Below are 16,161 nucleotides of genomic sequence, written 5' to 3' on the forward strand. Positions count from 1 at the left end.
TGAGACTGATCGCCAAGCGAGAGAGCGTCTATGGGGCTGCGGCGTGGTGGGCATCGCGAAGCGGGCACAGCCCCATAGACGCTCTCAGAGCGCCGCGGCTACTTTGTCGCTGCCTCGGTTTCCGCCTCGGCCATTGCCTTCCACTCGGCCACGCGGGCCTGGTGGAGGGGCGACCTGCGGACGACTGCGTAGGCCACGCCCAGGATCGCGAACCAGATGGGCGTCACTAGAAGGGCGGTGAGCGTATCCGGTTGAGTGGTCAGCGCCCAGACGAGGAATGCGAAGAACGCGAACACCACCCACACCATGGGGATGCCGCCAGGCATTTTGAACGATGACGCCGCGTGCAGCTCGGGTCGGCGCTTGCGGTACACAAGGTAGCTGGCCAGGATGATGGACCAGACGAACATGAAGCAGACGGCGGACACAGTGGTGACCATGTCGAAAGCCACGCCAACGTCCTTGCCTGCATACAAGAGCGCGACGCCGGCCAGCAGCAGAACGCACGAAAGGAACAGTGCATTCTGGGGCACTTTGCGGCTGGAGAGCCGTCCGAAGACTTTGGGCGCGTCGCCGTCGTTGGCCAGGCCGAACACCATGCGCGACGTCGAGTAGATGCCCGAGTTGGCTGACGACATGGCCGATGTCAGCACCACGAGGTTCACCACGGTGGCCGCCATGCCAAGCCCGGCCAGCGAGAACATGGCGATGAACGGGCTGTGGCCCGCCTTGAACTCGGTCCACGGGGTGACGGACATGAGAATGATGAGGGCGCCTACGTAGAAGAGCATGACGCGCAGCGGGATCGCGTTGATGGCGCGGGGCAGGTTGTGCTCCGGGTTCTTGGTTTCGGCCGCGGCAGTGCCCACGAGTTCGATGCCAACGAAGGCGAAGACGGCAATCTGGAAGCCGGCCACGAAGCCCATGAATTCCTGGGGGAAGAATCCGCCGTGGCTCCAGAGATTGGTGAAACTTGCTGTGCCTGCGGAGGACTGGAAGCCGGTGAAGATCATGACCAGGCCAACCACGATCAGTGCCACGATGGCCACGATCTTGATGAGCGCGAACCAGAACTCAGTCTCGCCGAACGCCTTGACGGTGGGCAGGTTGAGGAGCAGCAGGATGATGATCGTTGCCAGTCCCGGGATCCACAGCTGGATGCCCGGCCACAGTTCATTGGCGTAACCGGCGATCGCGATGACGTCGGCAACACCGGTGACCACCCAGCAGAACCAGTAGGTCCAGCCGGTGAAGAAACCTGCCCACGGGCCCAGGAGGTCGCCCGCGAAGTCGCTGAAGGACTTGTAGTCCAGGTTGGACAACAGGAGTTGGCCCATGGCGCGCATGACGAAGAACAGCATGAAGCCGATGATCATGTACACGAAGATCACGGACGGGCCGGCCACGGAGATGGTCTTGCCGGAGCCCATGAAGAGGCCCGTTCCAATCGCGCCGCCGATTGCCAGGAGCTGGATGTGGCGGTTGCTGAGCGAGCGTGCCAGGTGGGGCTCGCTGTCTCTGCTTGAGGCGTGGAGCTGCCCCGTTGTTGTCTGGTCGGACATGGTTGAAGAACCCTTCGGAAGACCCGCCACAATGGTGACGGCCGTTACAAATCTGTTCGATAAAGCTATAGGTAATGTCTGACAAATGACCAATCGGTGGAGCTGCGCGGGCTGACGTGGCATGCTCGGATCCTTGGTGGGACTATCAGCTGACTGCGGCCGGGCTCGTGGGATTAAGGGAGATCAAGGGTCATGACGGAAGAAATGGTGAACCAGACGAACGTCTTCAGCGAGTTGCAACAACGTGTTCGAGGACGCGTCTTCGACCAAAGCGACGCCGATTTTCGCGCGCTCACGCAACCGTGGAACCTGGCGGTGGACCAGGTGCCTGCCGTGGTTGTGGAGGCTGCCGACACCGCGGACGTCGCCGCGGTGGTGAACTATGCGGCCCAGTCCGGGTACGGGGTCTCAGCGCAGCCCACCGGCCATGGCGCCACTGGCACCGCGACCGGCACCATCCTGCTGCGAACCGGCAAACTCGACGGGATCTCGATCGATGCGCCGAACCGACGGGCCCGGATTGGGGCAGGTGTTCGGTCCGGGGATCTTCAAGCTGCCGCCGCCGCCCACGGATTGACGGGCCTGCCGGGCAGCTCGCCGGTGGTGACGGTGACAGGTGTTGCCCTGGGCGGCGGCCTGAGCTGGTTCGGCCGAGCTCACGGGTGGGTGGCTGACAGTGTGGTCGCCCTGGAGATTGTTGATGCGCAAGGACAGCTGCAAAGCGTGACCGCGGACTCGGACCCGGAGCTGTTCTGGGCGTTGAGGGGTGGAGGCGGGGATTTCGGGGTAGTCACCAGTCTCGAACTGCAGTTGCACGACGCCGGGGCGCTGTATGGCGGCCGCATTCTGTGGGCATACGAGCACGCACACGCAGTTTTGGAGGTCTTCCGCGCTCTCACGAGGCAGGCCCCCAACGAGCTGACTTTGTGGTTGGACTTGTTGCGGTTCCCTGGCGGCGAACCCATGGTTGCCATCGATCTCGCCTACCTCGGTTCTGAGGACGAAGCCCGCGCCGGCCTGGAAGAGCTCAGCAAGCTCCCGCAGCCCATCTCCAACAGCTGCCGCACCATGACGGTTGCAGAGCTCGGCAGCATCACAGCCGAGCCCACTGCTCCGTCGGCAGGGCTTTCGCGTGGCGAGTTGCTGACCAGGCTCGACGACGCCGCTGCCGCCGCTCTGCTGGCGGACCCCATTTCCCCTCTGCTGGGTGTCCAGATCCGGCACCTCGGCGGCTCTTTCGCTGCTCCCACTGACAACCCTCATGGTTCGCTGGAGGAGCCATATGCGTTGTACATGCTGGGGCTCCCCATCACGCCGGAGATCGCGAGGTCCGTCAAAGCCAAGCAGCAGGAGTTGGTGGATGCTTTGCCGGTCAGTGGGCGTAAACCGTTCACCTACCTGAATCCGTCCGAGAGCGTAGCCTCTGCTGTCACCCCGGAGTCGCTGGATCGACTCCGTAGGATCAAGGCAGAACGCGATCCCCGGAACGTCATCCGCAGCAACTTCCCCGTTGGCCCGTAGGAGTGTCCCGCCCGGCCGAAGCTCACGTGGCATGCTGGGACGGTGACTTCCGACTCCGCCGCCATGCCCGCTTTGATGACTGCCGCCGTCGACTCCGGGGCCTTCACCCTGAGGCGGGCCCGCAAAGGTGACCTGCCGCGGATCCTGCAGTTGCTTGCCGACGACCAACTGGGTGCCACTCGCGAAAACACGGACGATTTGACGCCGTACGAGAAGGCTTTTGACGCGATCGACGGCGACCCGGCCCACCTGTTGGTGGTGGGCGAGCTCGACGGCGACGTGGTGGCCACGTTCCAACTGAGCTTCCTGCCGGGCCTGTCCCGCAAGGGATCCTGGCGTGCCCAGATCGAAGCCGTGCGGGTATCGGAAGTGCTGCGCGGCCAGGGTGTCGGGGCGCTCATGATTCAGTGGGCGGTTGACCAGGCCCGTGCCAGGGGTTGCTCGTTGGTGCAACTGACCACGGATAAGTCACGGGTTGCGGCGCATCGTTTCTATGCGCGGCTTGGCTTTGTTGCGAGCCATGAGGGCATGAAGCTCACCCTCTGATTCGCTGTCCCCCGGGAGGGCGATGCGCGGGTGCGACTTGACTGTTAGGTACCCTAACTATTAGGGTACCTAAGTATGAACGGTACTTTTGATCCAAGGCTCCTGGACCTCGCGCAGGATTTCCGTGAAGCGCTGCGCCTGGGTGTTTACATGTTCCGCCGACTGGATCCGGACGGCGACCTTACCGCCGCGCAGCTAAGCCTGCTGTCCATGATTTCCGACGGCGGCCTCCGCGTCGGTGATATCGCCAAGAACCTCGGAATCAAAGTTCCCAGTGCAACCGAACAGATCATCAAGCTCGAACGCGCCGGCCTCGTCAGCCGCCAGCCGGATCCCGACGATTCCCGCGCCGTCCAGGTGGTTATCACCGACGCCGGGAACTCCGCCGTCGAGTCTGCCAACCACCGGCGCAACGCCATGGTCGCCGAGCTGCTGCAGGAGCTCAGCGGAGATGACATCGAACACTTGGCAGCGGCACTGCCCGTGATCGCAAAACTCAACGCCTCGTTCCAGAACTAACCATCTTCAACCAGAACCAAGACACCAACAAGGAGCAAGTGAATGTCACGCCAGCTGGCTGACGCTTCAGCAAGCGCCGAAACACGCAGCGAAACAACCATCGAAACCACTCTCGAAGCTGAGAAGGCCTCCCTCCTCAAGCAGCCGAAAGCCGTGTGGGCCACAGCCCTCGCCGCCGTGTTCGCGTTCATGGGGATCGGGCTGGTGGACCCGATTCTGCCAGCGATCGCCAAGAACCTTGAGGCGTCCACCAGTGAAGTCTCGTTGCTCTTCACAAGCTATTTCCTGGTGACCGCGATCGCGATGTTGATCAGCGGATTTGTGTCCTCGCGCATTGGTGGGAAGAAGACGCTGCTGATCGGCTTGGCGGTCATCGTGGTGTTCGCGTCCTTGTCCGGTCTCTCCGGCAGTGTGGAACAGTTGGTCGGCTTCCGGGCTGGCTGGGGTCTCGGCAATGCGCTGTTCGTCGCAACGGCCCTCGCCGTGATCGTGGGTGTGGCCAGCGGCGGAACCGGCACGGCGATCATTCTTTATGAAGCCGCGCTGGGCTTGGGCATATCGTTGGGCCCGTTGCTCGGCGCACTCCTTGGTGGCTGGCAGTGGCGCGCACCGTTCTTCGGAACCGCAGTCCTCATGGCCGCGGCGTTCATTGCCCTGCTGGCCCTGCTGCCCAAGACGCCGGCTCCGGCGAACAAGGCGCGTCTGAGGGATCCGCTCCTGGCTCTGGGCCACAAAGGCCTGAGCACCACGGCCGCGAGTGCCCTCTTCTACAACTACGGTTTCTTCACCATCCTGGCCTTCACACCGTTCATCCTGGGCATGGACGCGTACGGTATCGGGGGAGTGTTCTTCGGCTGGGGTGTCTCCGTGGCGGTGTTCTCCGTTTTCGTGGCTCCGGTGCTGCAGAAGCGCTTCGGCGCGGTCAAGGTCCTCACGGGCACCCTTGTCGCGTTGATGCTCGACCTCAATGGGCTGGGACTTGCCGCGGGGCATTCGGTGACTGCCGTCGTCGTGCTGGTGATCGTGGCGGGCGCCCTGCTTGGCGTCAACAACACGATTTACACCGAACTCGCCATGGGCGTTTCAGACTCGCCGCGTCCCATCGCGTCGGCCGGCTACAACTTTGTGCGCTGGATGGGCGGTGCGCTTGCGCCGTTCGCCGCTGCCCAGCTGGGCGAACACTTCGGCCCGCAGGTCCCGTTTTTCGCCGGCGCGGTAGCCATGGTCATCGCGATTCTCGTTGCCTTTGGTGGCCGCGGGTACCTGACGTCGCACGAGCCGCACCTGGTGTAAGTGTTCCCAACTGAGTAGCAGTTAATGCCGTTTTGAGCGTTCAAAACGGCCTTAACTGCTACCTACTTGGGTTCGTTTGAGCCGACAGGCAGCGGCGCCACCGGTGCGCCCTTGGGGACGAAGAGCGTCTCAGCCTGCTCGAGCGACATGCCGTTCGTCTCGGGAACCTTGAACATCACAAAGAAGAACGACGCCGCAGCGAACGCCGCGTACATGGCGTACGTCAGCGGCAGCGAACCAGCCGCCATAACGGGGAAACTGAGCGTGATGGCAAAGTTCGCCACCCACTGCGCGGCAGCGGCCAGGCCGAGAGCGCGGGCACGGATGCGGGACGGGAAGATCTCGCCCAGCAATACCCAGACCAGCGGGCCCCAGGACGCGCCGAAGCTGATCACAAAGACGTTGGCGGCGACGAGTGCCACGGGACCCCAAGCGCCCGGCAACGAAATTTCCGACCCCGTTCCGGTAGCCGAGGAAAACGCCAGCGCCATCAAACCGAGCGAGACCGCCATGCCGATGGAGCCCGTCAGCAGGATGGGGCGGCGGCCGATGCGGTCCACCAAGGCGATGGCCACAAGTGTCACCAGGATGTTGGTGACGGAGGTGGCCACGGAGATCGTCAGGGAGTCCTTTTCCTGGAAACCGACCGCCTTCCACAGTGTGGTGGAGTAGTAGAAGATCACGTTGATTCCGACGAACTGCTGCAGCACCGAGAGGATGATGCCGATCCACACCACGGGCAGCAGGCCCATCCTGTTGCCGCGCAACGAGCCCTTCTTGGTGGAGAGCTGGTCTTGTTGGATGGACTCGCGGATTTCGCGGATGTGCCGTTCGATGTCGTCGCCGGGGATCAGCTGGTGGAAGATCTTGCGCGCATCGTCTTCCTTGCCGTTGAGAACCAGGAAATGCGGGGACTCGGGCAAGCGGAAGGCGATCCAGCCATAGACGGCAGCGGGTACGGCGCAGGCGATGAACATCCAACGCCAGGCCTCAATGCCCAGCCAGAAGGTGCTTCCTGCGCTGCCGGCCGAGTTGGCCAGGACTGCGTCGGAGAGCAGCGCCGCGAAAATACCCGTGGTGATGGCGAGCTGCTGGAGTGATGCCAAACGGCCACGCACATGCCGGGGTGAAATCTCGGAGATGTAGGCCGGCGCGATGACCGACGCCAAGCCGATGCCCAGGCCGCCCACCAGGCGCCAGAAAATCAGGTCCCACACGCCAAACGCCAGGCCGGTTCCCACTGCGCTCACCAGGAACAGCAGGGCGCCGAGCTTCATGGCGGGGATTCGTCCGTAGCGGTCGGCCACCTTGCCGGCCATGTAGGCGCCCACGGCGCAACCAAGCAGGGCGATTGCGACTGCGAATCCGGTGACGGCCTCGCTCATGAGGAACTCGTCCTTCATGGCATCCACGGCGCCGTTGACCACGGATGAATCGAAGCCAAACAGGAAGCCGCCCACCGCTCCGGCGACGGCCAGGCCGATCACTTTTCGGGACACTGGGGGCACGCCTTCGGTGCTGGGATTGGACATGGGGCTCCCTTGGGGATGGTGGTGTGGGATGCGCGGTGCGGGACGTCGTCGGCAGTTCCGACGGGGACGCCGGTGCACTCGCGCTACACAGTGTGGCACGCCATATCCGGCAAGTTCCAGTCAAGGTGATCCAGATGACGTGCATTCACTTTGTTAACTCAATCCATCGATTCCCAGCTGTACGAAGGCTGGGAGCTTCCACGACACTGCCTTGTTGGTCGCCGAATGTCAGTTTTGAGTCCACTAATTGAACGCAAAGCACGACGACGGCAGGCGCCTTGAGCGCCACACCCAAGCACCGCCGTCGTCGGCTTCCAGGATCCAAACCCGGCGTTAGGAGAGCTCCTTCAGCGCTTCAGTCAGGAGGTTTCCTGGTGCGCCAAGGCGTGTGTGCACACCGTGCGATGCGACCAGTTCTCCGGCGATCACCACCTGCGTGACATCGCTGGCTGTCGCGCTGAAGGCCAGCTGCAGAGGCCGGGATCCCGCAGTCCGGGTAGAAGCGGGATCGATGACCATGAGGTCGCAGACGGCGCCGACCCGAAGCGCGGCCGGGGCGATGGGGGTGGCCATGGATCGGGCTGCTCCTTCCGTAGCAGCACGCAGGAGTTCCGCCGGCGAGAACCTTCCGCGCTGGCCGGTGCCCAACCGTTCCCCGTGCTCCAGGGTCCGCATTTCAATCCAAGGATCGATCACCGCGTGCTGGTCGGTTCCCAAGGCAATGGCCGCGCCGGCGTCGGAAAGTTCCCGCGCGGGACCGATCCCGTCCGCGAGGTCCGCTTCCGTGCTGGGGCACATGACCACGGTGGTGCCGGTTCCTCCAAGCAGGGCGATGTCTTCCTGGGTCAGGTGCGTTGAATGGACCGCCGATAGCCTGTTGGAAAGTAGCCCGTGGCGCTCCAAAAGGCCCGCGGGAGTTGTACCGTAAGCCTCCAGGCAGGCCTGGTTCTCTGCAGGTTGTTCGCTCAGGTGGATGTGAAGCGGAATGTCTGCAGGTAACTGCTGGGCAACAACCTTCAGGGCCTCTTCCGGCACCGCCCGGACCGAATGCAGGGCAGCTCCGACGCTTACCAGCTCGGGTGGGAAGTCCCGTGCTATGGCTATCCGCAGGGATGCCAGCCGGTCCAGCCAGGCCTGCACGTCTGCGTCCCCGAACCTTGCCTGTTCAGGACTGAGCGGCGTCCCAATTCCGCCAGCCAGATACAGGGTGTCCAGAAGGGTGAGCCTGATTCCCGCGGACATTGCCGCCCGGGCAAGGGCCAACTCCATGGCGTGCGGTTCTGCATAGGGTGCGCCGCCGGGTTGGTGGTGGACATAGTGGAATTCGGCCACGCTGCTGAAGCCGGTCACCACCATTTCAGCGAAGACGGCAGTGGCGAGCTTCTCGTACTTCGCGGGAGTCAGCTCGGACGCGCTCCGGTACATCTGCTCGCGCCACACCCAGAAATCTCCGCGTCCCTCATGCGTTCGTCCGCGAAGGACCCTGTGGAATGCGTGCGAGTGCGCGTTGGCAGCCGCGGGGAAGACGACGCCGGCCAGCGTCGTGTCGCCGGGGTGCGGGTGGACTCCGGTGGTGATGCTGGAGATGCGGCCGTCGTGGGTCTCCACGCGGACCCCGGTGGCCACTTCCGAGGTGCCGGGCAGGTCGCCGTCCGGGCCGTCGGCCAAGGCTGCCGGGCCGCCCGCCGAGGCTGCCTCGCCGTCGGCCGTGATGATGGCAGTCTCGCACCAGTACGCGCTCACAGGAGTCCCTCCAAAACATCGGCCAGTGCAACGGCGCCTGCGGAAGCGTCCTCGTCAGCCACGTATTCTTCCGGTGAATGCGAGATTCCGCTGGGATTGCGGACAAACACCATTGCTGAGGGGACGTAGCCGGCCAGCACGCCGGCGTCGTGCCCCGCGCCGGTTGCCAGCACGGGAGCGCCGGGCAGGAGTTCGCTGATGCGACGGCTCAGGCCGGGATCAAAGTGCACGGTGTCGCTGTACGACTCTTCCGTGAGTGTCACTGTGCACCCTTCGGCTGCAGCAACTTCCTGGGCCGCCCGGTAGATCGCTTCGATGAGTCCGGCGGTCACGGCGTCGTCGGGATGGCGGGCATCCAGCCACAGATCCACGCGTGAGGCGATGACGTTGGTTCCCCCAGGGACTGGCGTCAAGCGGCCCACGGTGGCGCGGGCATCCGGCTGCCTGGCGGCCGTGTCGCGAACGGCCACGATGATCTGCGCGGCCGCGACCATCGGGTCGGCGCGGTCTGCCATGAGGGTGGTGCCGGCGTGGTTGCCTTGGCCGCTGACGCTGATCTTCCAGCGGCCGTGACCCAGGATGGAACTCCCCACCGCGATTGCGGGACCGTCCTGTCCCAGTCCCTTGCCTTGTTCCACGTGCAATTCGACGAAGTCCCCGATTCGGGCCATCGCTTCGGAGTCGGGCCCCACATGCCGGGGATCCAGTCCATTCGCCCGGGCCACATCGGCGAAAGTGTCGCCGTTGACGTCGCGCAGGTTCAGGGCCTTGTCGACGTCGATCGCACCAGTGAGGAGTCGCGAACCCAGGCAGGCCACGCCAAAGCGGGACCCTTCTTCTTCCGGGAAGACCGTGACGGCCAGCGAACGCGGCGGTTGAACTCCGCGGGCCTTGAGAATATCGACGGCGGCCAGCGCTGACGCTACGCCGAGTGGTCCGTCGAACGCGCCTCCACCCGGGACTGAGTCGAGGTGACTGCCAGTGACCAGTGCGCCGTCGTGGGGTTTGCCCCACCAAGCCCAGATGATCCCGTTGCGGTCCGTCTCGACGTCGAGGCCACGTTGTTGGGCTTGCTCGATGAACCATTGCCTGAGATCGAGTTCGGGCGTTGTGTGGACGGCTCTTGAGTAGCCCCCGCGCACCGCGTCGCGGCCCACATCCTGGATCGAGGCAAGGAGCTGATTGACGGTTTCCACGTTTTCCTCCGATTGAAAGACTGCCACCAAGTAAAAACCAGATGCCACCACATGACAAGGGTTCGCCGGACTATTAACAGGCTGGAAACATGCGCGCAGCACGAATGGACCTGCCGCGTCTCATATCCCGGAATCTCGAGTAAAACCGAAAAATCTCTTGCCATTCGATGAAAATTGGTTTTTACTGAATGGCAAGACATGGTGATTTAGACCACTTGAAAGCAGGTCAGGCAGTGGCAGCAGATTCCTCCACCCGGACAGTCGAGAGGGCGTTGGCCCTCCTGAGCGCAGTCTGCACTGACGGCTCCATTAGCCTCAGCGACGCCGCACGGGTGGTTGACTTGTCCGCCAGCACCGCGCTCCGCCTCCTCCGCACTCTGGAAGGCAGCGGCTTTGTGACGCGGGACCCGGGCGGCAACTTCCGTCCGGGAGCCAGCGTCATTCAGCTGGGAGCACTGGCACTGGGCCAGGAATCCCTGGTGTCGCTCTGCACGCCGCACATGAAGCGGCTTGTGGCCGGGACCGGCGAGTCCTGCTATTTGAGTATTCCCGGTCCTGGGGAAACCGGAATCTACATCGCCATCGTTGAAGGTACGCGCTCCGTCCGGCACACCAGCTGGGTCGGCAGGAGCATCCCGCTGGAAGGGTCCGCCGCTGGCAAGGTCCTGACCGGCGGGCAGAACGGCCGCGGTTACGCCATTGTGCGCAGCGGCGTTGAAGACGACATCACGGCCGTCGCCGCACCCATTGTGATCGGCGGCCGCACTGTGGCTGCCCTCAGCATCGTGGTGCCCAGCTACCGCTTGGACGAGGCGAAGGCCCAGACATTTGGCGAGGAACTGGTGAAGGTAGCGGACAACATCCTCGTGGAACCCGACGGAAACCATGAAGTGCCCCAGGAAAGCATGGAAAAGAAATGATCAAATTTGAAAATGTCACGAAGGCATACCCCGACGGTACTGTCGCCGTCGATGGCCTCAATCTGGAGGCCCCTACCGGGAAGCTGACCATCCTTGTGGGCCCGTCCGGCTGCGGCAAGACCACCTCGCTGAGGATGATCAACCGCCTCATCGAACCCACCAGTGGCACCATCTACCTGGATGACCAGCCCACGTCCGGCATGGATGCAGCGTTGCTCCGCCGCCGGATTGGATACGTCATCCAGCACGCAGGGCTCTTCCCGCACAAGACCATTGTGGACAACGTATCCACCATGCCGGTCCTTCTGGGCGAGAGCCGCCAGAAGGCGCGCACCAAGGCCCTGGAACTCATGGAGCGAGTGGGTTTGCCCGCGAGCTTCGCCAAGCGTTACCCGTGGCAGCTCTCCGGCGGCCAGCAGCAGCGCGTGGGCGTGGCCCGGGCGCTGGCATCTGACCCGGCATTCATGCTCATGGATGAACCCTTCAGCGCTGTGGACCCTGTTGTCCGTGCCCAGCTGCAGGAAGAGTTCCTGCGCCTGCAGCGCGAAATCGGCAAGACCATCATCATGGTCACGCACGACATCGATGAAGCACTCAAGCTCGGCGACCAGGTCGCCGTGATGCGCGTTGGCGGCAAGCTCGCCCAGATGGCTTCCCCGTCGGAGCTGCTGACCTCGCCCGCGGATGAGTTCGTGGCCGACTTTGTGGGCCGTGACCGTGGCTACCGCTCGCTCGGCTTCACCAAGACTGCCGGTGCCGTTGCAATCGGCGAGGAAGCGGTGGTCCAGCTCGGTGCTTCCGCGGATGAGGCGCGCGCCAAGGCGTCGGGTGCTTGGGTGTTGGTAGTCGACGGCGGCCGGAAGCCACTCGGTTGGGCGCAGCCTGAACTCTTCACTGGAGAGCTCAAGCGCGAGCACCTGAACCTCAGCGGCATCTCTGCTGCTGCGTCGGGAACCATGCGCCAACTGCTCGATGCCGCGCTGTCCTCGCCCAGCCGCCGCGGCGTAGTGGTCAATGAGCATGGTGAGCTGATCGGCACTGTGACGGCCACCGACGTCGTCAAGGCCATCGAAGCCGAACCACACTTGGAGACGGCACGATGAACTTCGAATGGCTGGGCCGCCAGTTCGACAACATTGTCTTCCTGCTCGGCTGGCACGTCCTGTTGGCCGTTATCCCCCTGATCCTGGGGCTGCTCATCGCTCTTCCCCTGGGCTGGTGGGCTCACCGGAGCCGTCGTATCTACCCGTTGCTGGTTGGCGTTGCCGGCCTCCTGTACACCGTTCCGTCCCTTGCGCTGTTCGTGTTGCTGCCACTGGTCCTTGGCACCAAGATCCTGGATCCGTTGAACATCGTGGCCGCGCTGACCATCTACACCGTTGCACTGCTGGTGCGCGTGGTTGCAGATGCACTGGATTCCGTCCCTGAAGACACCGTTCAGGCGGCCAAGGCCATGGGCTACCGCGGTTACCAGAGCCTCATCAAAGTGGAGTTGCCTGTGGGCGTGCCGGTCATCAGCGCCGGCCTGCGCGTGGCCGCAGTCTCCAACGTCAGCCTTGTTTCCGTAGCTGCCCTGCTGGGTATCCCGCAGCTTGGTTCGCTCTTCACCCAGGGCTTCCAGCTCCGATTCTTCACGCCGATCATCGCGGGCATCGTGCTCTGCGTGGTCCTGGCCATGATCCTGGACGGGCTGATCATCCTTCTCAACCGGTGGCTGACACCGTGGACCCCCAAGGTGGTGGCATCGTGAACTACTTGTTCGACCCCGCGCACTGGAGCGGCGCCGACGGCATCCCAACGTTGATCGGCGAACACCTCCTCTACTCTCTGATCGCCCTGGCTATCGCCGCAGTGATCGCCGTGCCGTTGGGCATTTACATCGGCGTGACCGGCAAGGGCGTCTTCATGATCGCCGGCCTGGCAAACGCGCTCCGGGCCCTGCCCAGCGTCGGCCTGCTGATCCTCCTGGTGCTGCTGATCTCGCCCGCATTCCCTTCGCGGATGGGCTACATCGTTCCGAGCCTCATCGTCCTGGTGCTGCTTGCAGTGCCGCCCATCCTGACCAACACCTATGCCGGCGTTCGCGCCGTGGATGCTGCCGCCGTCGACGCCGCCAAAGGCATGGGTTTCCGCACCATGAAGATCCTCACGGACGTCCAGCTGCCGTGCTCGCTTCCGCTGGTTTTGTCCGGTGTCCGCAGCGCTTTGCTGCAGATCATCTCGACTGCGACCATCGCTGCATACATTTCGCTTGGCGGGCTTGGTCGCCTGCTGATCGACGGCAAGGCCCAGAACGACTACGGCCAGATGGTGGCTGGCGCCGTCCTGGTCGCACTGCTGGCCCTGTTCTTTGACCAACTGCTCGCATTCATCACCCGCCGGGTTGTCTCACCAGGACTGACACGGCGCACCGTCAAGTCGGCTGCCGTAGCCGAACCCGTGAAGACCCCCGTCACGGTCTAGACACCACCCACATGCCGGTCTTCCGGCGCAGTTTTCACCTCCACACCACCCCCACCTGGCCACTGCATGCCCTGCAAGAGCCATTCCAGGAGAGTTGACATGAAAAAGTACCTGACCGGATTCACCCTCGCGGCTGTCGCCGCCATCACCCTGAGCGCCTGCGGCGGCGGGGATCCCATGAGCTCGTCAAACACCCCCGCAGGAGGTTCCGGCGACAGCATCATTGTGGGCTCCGCCGACTTCCCGGAGAGCCAACTGATCGCCAAGATCTATGCCGAAGCGCTGAAGGCCAAAGGCGTTGAGGTTACGGAGAAGCCGAGCATCGGCAGCCGTGAGGTCACCATCCCCGCACTCAAGGACGGCTCCATCGACCTCATGCCCGAGTACGGCGGAGCGCTCCTGCAGTACCTCGATTCCGCCACCAAGGCAGTCTCCTCTGAGGATGTAGCCAAGGAGCTTGCCACCAAGATTCCTTCCGGGCTGACCGTTCTGACAGCATCTGAAGCGGAGGACAAGGACGTTCTGACCGTCAAGAAGGAAATCGCCGATCAGTACAAGCTGAAGACCATCGAGGACCTCCAGCCCGTTGCCAAGGAGCTCGTCCTGGGCGGCCCGCCGGAGTGGAAAACCCGCCTCAACGGCGTGGCCGGCCTGAAGTCCGTCTACAACCTTGAGTTCAAGGAATTCTCAGCGCTCGACGCCGGTGGACCGCTGACGCTGAACGCACTGCTTTCCGGCCAGGTACAGGTAGCCGACCTCTTCAGCACGGATCCCGCGTTGGCAGAGAACAACCTGGTAGCGCTTGAGGACAACAAGAACCTGTTCCTGTCCGAGAACATCGTGCCCGTGATCAACCAGAAGAAGTCCACGGACACCGTTAAGGAAACCCTGGACAAGGTCTCTGCTGCGCTCACCACTGAGGACCTCATCAAGATGAACGGCCGCGTGGCCAAGTTCGAGGACATCGGCGAGATCGCCAAGGAATGGCTCAAGAGCAAGAACCTGGGCTAACCCCGGCCCTCGTGCTTCCGCTGGTTTGCAGGATTTATAGGAGTAAAGAATGACTGCCGATTTCACTACTGGTGCCCGTCCGGTTAAGGCCGCTCGGGGTACTTTGCTTACTGCCAAGTCGTGGCAGACTGAGGCGCCGTTGCGCATGTTGATGAATAACCTTGATCCTGAGGTTGCTGAGCGTCCTGATGATTTGGTGGTGTATGGGGGGACGGGTCGTGCTGCGCGGTCGTGGGCTGCGTTTGATGCGATTACCCGGACCCTGGAGACCATGGAGAAGGACGAGACGTTGTTGGTGCAGTCGGGCAAGCCGGTGGGTGTGTTCCGTACCAATGAGTGGGCTCCGCGGGTGTTGTTGGCGAACTCGAACCTGGTGGGGGATTGGGCGACGTGGCCTGAGTTCCGTCGCCTCGAGGCTGAGGGTTTGATGATGTATGGGCAGATGACGGCCGGGTCCTGGATTTACATCGGTACGCAGGGCATTTTGCAGGGCACGTATGAGACGTTCGCGGCGGTGGGTAACAAGCTCGCTGCGGAGGGCCGGCACCCGGCCCCGGCTGCCGGGGGTTTCACCGAGGGCCCGCTGGCCGGGACGCTGACCTTGACCGGTGGTTGTGGTGGGATGGGTGGTGCGCAGCCGCTGGCGGTGACCCTGAACGACGGTGCGTGCTTGATTGTGGACGTCGATGAGTCCCGTTTGCGCCGCCGGGTGGGCAAGCGGTACCTGGATGAGGTTGAGACGGATCTGGACACCGCGATCGCGAAGGTCCAGGCGGCGAAGGCCGAGCGTCGTGGTTGGTCTGTGGGTTATGTTGGCAACGCTGCGGAGGTCTTCCCGGAATTGCTGCGCCGGCACAAGGCCGGGGACGTGAGCTTTGATGTGGTCACCGACCAGACCAGTGCCCATGACCCGTTGTCTTACCTGCCCGAGGGCATCACGGTGGCGGAGTGGCACGCCGAGGCCGAGGCTGACCCGGAGGGGTTCACGAAGAAGGCCCAGGCTTCGATGGCCAAGCATGTCCAGGCGATGGTGGAGTTCCAGGATGCCGGGGCTGAGGTGTTTGATTACGGTAACTCGATCCGTGATGAGGCACGCAAGGGCGGTTATGACCGGGCGTTCGAGTTCCCCGGGTTCGTTCCGGCGTATATCCGGCCGCTCTTCTGCGAGGGCCTGGGCCCGTTCCGCTGGGTGGCATTGTCTGGGGATCCGGAGGATATCCGGGTCACGGATGAGGCGATCAAGGAGTTGTTCCCGGAGAACACGCACTTGCATAAGTGGATTGATGCGGCGCAGGAGCGGGTGGAGTTCGAGGGTTTGCCGGCGCGTATTTGCTGGCTTGGGTATGGCGAACGGCACAAGGCCGGGCTGCTGTTCAACCAGTTGGTCGCCGAGGGCAAGGTCAAGGCCCCGATCGTGATCGGCCGTGACCACCTGGACTCAGGCTCGGTGGCGTCCCCGTACCGGGAGACCGAGGCCATGAAGGATGGTTCGGACGCGATTGCTGACTGGCCGTTGCTGAACGCGTTGACTGCGGCGTCTTCGGGGGCGACGTGGGTGTCGATCCATCATGGTGGGGGTGTGGGCATTGGTCGGTCCATCCACACCGGGCAGGTCTCGGTTGCTGATGGCACCGAGCTCGCAGCCCAGAAGCTCGAACGGCTCCTGACCAACGATCCCGGCATGGGCGTGATCCGCCACGCCGACGCGGGCTATGACCGCGCTATCGAGGTCGCCAACGAACGCGGCGTCCGCATCCCCATGAACGAAGGCAAGTAAACCCACCCTCCCCAACTGGGTAGCAGCAGATGCCGTTTTGAGGGCCCAAAACGACATCAACTGCTACCTGGTTGGGGG

Annotated in this window: 14 protein-coding genes; 10 read left to right on the forward strand and 4 right to left on the reverse strand. The window is 63.4% G+C overall.

What is annotated here, in order from left to right; translation table 11 throughout:
• Window positions 1-98: 98 nt before the first annotated feature.
• Window positions 99-1,562, reverse strand: a complete 1,464-nt coding sequence (gene cycA / locus ACIQC5_RS17850; RefSeq protein WP_400285316.1) for a D-serine/D-alanine/glycine transporter — start codon at window positions 1,560-1,562, stop codon at window positions 99-101.
• A gap of 192 nt (window positions 1,563-1,754) precedes the next feature.
• On the opposite strand from cycA, the gene ACIQC5_RS17855 reads away from it, so the two are divergent.
• The 4 genes from ACIQC5_RS17855 (at window position 1,755) to ACIQC5_RS17870 (ending at window position 5,441) form a co-directional block, all read left to right on the forward strand.
• Window positions 1,755-3,083: an FAD-binding oxidoreductase gene (locus ACIQC5_RS17855; protein WP_400285319.1), complete on the forward strand. Its 1,329-nt coding sequence runs from the start codon at window positions 1,755-1,757 to the stop codon at window positions 3,081-3,083.
• A gap of 63 nt (window positions 3,084-3,146) precedes the next feature.
• Window positions 3,147-3,629, forward strand: a complete 483-nt coding sequence (locus ACIQC5_RS17860) for a GNAT family N-acetyltransferase (protein ID WP_400285428.1) — start codon at window positions 3,147-3,149, stop codon at window positions 3,627-3,629.
• Between the two features lie 75 nt (window positions 3,630-3,704).
• A complete protein-coding gene (locus ACIQC5_RS17865) occupies window positions 3,705-4,148 on the forward strand; it encodes a MarR family winged helix-turn-helix transcriptional regulator (RefSeq protein ID WP_400285322.1) in 444 nt (147 codons plus the stop codon).
• A gap of 42 nt (window positions 4,149-4,190) precedes the next feature.
• Entirely contained in the window at window positions 4,191-5,441 is a 1,251-nt protein-coding gene (locus ACIQC5_RS17870) for an MFS transporter (RefSeq protein ID WP_400285325.1), read from the forward strand.
• A gap of 62 nt (window positions 5,442-5,503) precedes the next feature.
• On the opposite strand, the gene ACIQC5_RS17875 is transcribed toward ACIQC5_RS17870, so the two are convergent.
• From ACIQC5_RS17875 to ACIQC5_RS17885, 3 genes are all read right to left on the reverse strand, one after another.
• The gene (locus tag ACIQC5_RS17875) at window positions 5,504-6,973 is read right to left on the reverse strand and encodes a sugar porter family MFS transporter (protein ID WP_400285328.1); all 1,470 of its coding nucleotides are present in this window, start codon (window positions 6,971-6,973) and stop codon (window positions 5,504-5,506) included.
• A 333-nt stretch (window positions 6,974-7,306) separates the two neighbouring features.
• Window positions 7,307-8,716, reverse strand: a complete 1,410-nt coding sequence (locus ACIQC5_RS17880) for a formimidoylglutamate deiminase (RefSeq protein WP_400285330.1) — start codon at window positions 8,714-8,716, stop codon at window positions 7,307-7,309.
• On the reverse strand, window positions 8,713-9,912 hold the full coding sequence (locus ACIQC5_RS17885) for an allantoate amidohydrolase (RefSeq protein WP_400285332.1): 1,200 nt from the start codon (window positions 9,910-9,912) through the stop codon (window positions 8,713-8,715). The genes ACIQC5_RS17880 and ACIQC5_RS17885 overlap by 4 nt, the downstream gene beginning before the upstream one ends.
• Before the next feature lie 188 nt (window positions 9,913-10,100).
• On the opposite strand from ACIQC5_RS17885, the gene ACIQC5_RS17890 reads away from it, so the two are divergent.
• From ACIQC5_RS17890 to ACIQC5_RS17915, 6 genes are all read left to right on the forward strand, one after another.
• Window positions 10,101-10,832, forward strand: a complete 732-nt coding sequence (locus ACIQC5_RS17890) for an IclR family transcriptional regulator (RefSeq protein WP_400285335.1) — start codon at window positions 10,101-10,103, stop codon at window positions 10,830-10,832.
• Entirely contained in the window at window positions 10,829-11,935 is a 1,107-nt protein-coding gene (locus tag ACIQC5_RS17895) for an ATP-binding cassette domain-containing protein (protein ID WP_400285338.1), read from the forward strand. The genes ACIQC5_RS17890 and ACIQC5_RS17895 overlap by 4 nt, the downstream gene beginning before the upstream one ends.
• Window positions 11,932-12,582 (forward strand): ABC transporter permease, encoded by a 651-nt coding sequence (locus ACIQC5_RS17900; RefSeq protein ID WP_400285341.1) that lies wholly within the window; start codon window positions 11,932-11,934, stop codon window positions 12,580-12,582. The genes ACIQC5_RS17895 and ACIQC5_RS17900 overlap by 4 nt, the downstream gene beginning before the upstream one ends.
• Window positions 12,543-13,295, forward strand: a complete 753-nt coding sequence (locus ACIQC5_RS17905; protein WP_400285343.1) for an ABC transporter permease — start codon at window positions 12,543-12,545, stop codon at window positions 13,293-13,295. Before ACIQC5_RS17900 ends, ACIQC5_RS17905 begins: the two co-directional genes overlap by 40 nt.
• Before the next feature lie 99 nt (window positions 13,296-13,394).
• Window positions 13,395-14,306, forward strand: coding sequence for an ABC transporter substrate-binding protein (locus tag ACIQC5_RS17910; protein WP_400285346.1), 912 nt, complete (start codon window positions 13,395-13,397; stop codon window positions 14,304-14,306).
• A gap of 49 nt (window positions 14,307-14,355) precedes the next feature.
• Window positions 14,356-16,083 (forward strand): urocanate hydratase, encoded by a 1,728-nt coding sequence (locus tag ACIQC5_RS17915; RefSeq protein ID WP_400285349.1) that lies wholly within the window; start codon window positions 14,356-14,358, stop codon window positions 16,081-16,083.
• The last annotated feature ends 78 nt before the right edge of the window (window positions 16,084-16,161 follow it).

It is taken from the genome of Paenarthrobacter sp. NPDC092416, from assembly GCF_044755025.1.
Taxonomy (GTDB): domain Bacteria; phylum Actinomycetota; class Actinomycetes; order Actinomycetales; family Micrococcaceae; genus Arthrobacter.

Excerpts from the sequence above, each read along its gene's own strand:
- ACIQC5_RS17915 (WP_400285349.1), top strand. The coding sequence starts at position 14,356 with ATGACTGCCGATTTCACTACTGGTGCCCGTCCGGTTAAGGCCGCTCGG.
- ACIQC5_RS17890 (WP_400285335.1), top strand. The coding sequence starts at position 10,101 with ATGGCAAGACATGGTGATTTAGACCACTTGAAAGCAGGTCAGGCAGTG.
- ACIQC5_RS17900 (WP_400285341.1), top strand. The coding sequence starts at position 11,932 with ATGAACTTCGAATGGCTGGGCCGCCAGTTCGACAACATTGTCTTCCTG.
- ACIQC5_RS17895 (WP_400285338.1), top strand. The coding sequence starts at position 10,829 with ATGATCAAATTTGAAAATGTCACGAAGGCATACCCCGACGGTACTGTC.
- ACIQC5_RS17865 (WP_400285322.1), top strand. The coding sequence starts at position 3,705 with ATGAACGGTACTTTTGATCCAAGGCTCCTGGACCTCGCGCAGGATTTC.
- ACIQC5_RS17855 (WP_400285319.1), top strand. The coding sequence starts at position 1,755 with ATGACGGAAGAAATGGTGAACCAGACGAACGTCTTCAGCGAGTTGCAA.
- ACIQC5_RS17870 (WP_400285325.1), top strand. The coding sequence starts at position 4,191 with ATGTCACGCCAGCTGGCTGACGCTTCAGCAAGCGCCGAAACACGCAGC.
- ACIQC5_RS17875 (WP_400285328.1), bottom strand. The coding sequence starts at position 6,973 with ATGTCCAATCCCAGCACCGAAGGCGTGCCCCCAGTGTCCCGAAAAGTG.
- cycA (WP_400285316.1), bottom strand. The coding sequence starts at position 1,562 with ATGTCCGACCAGACAACAACGGGGCAGCTCCACGCCTCAAGCAGAGAC.
- ACIQC5_RS17910 (WP_400285346.1), top strand. The coding sequence starts at position 13,395 with ATGAAAAAGTACCTGACCGGATTCACCCTCGCGGCTGTCGCCGCCATC.
- ACIQC5_RS17860 (WP_400285428.1), top strand. The coding sequence starts at position 3,147 with ATGCCCGCTTTGATGACTGCCGCCGTCGACTCCGGGGCCTTCACCCTG.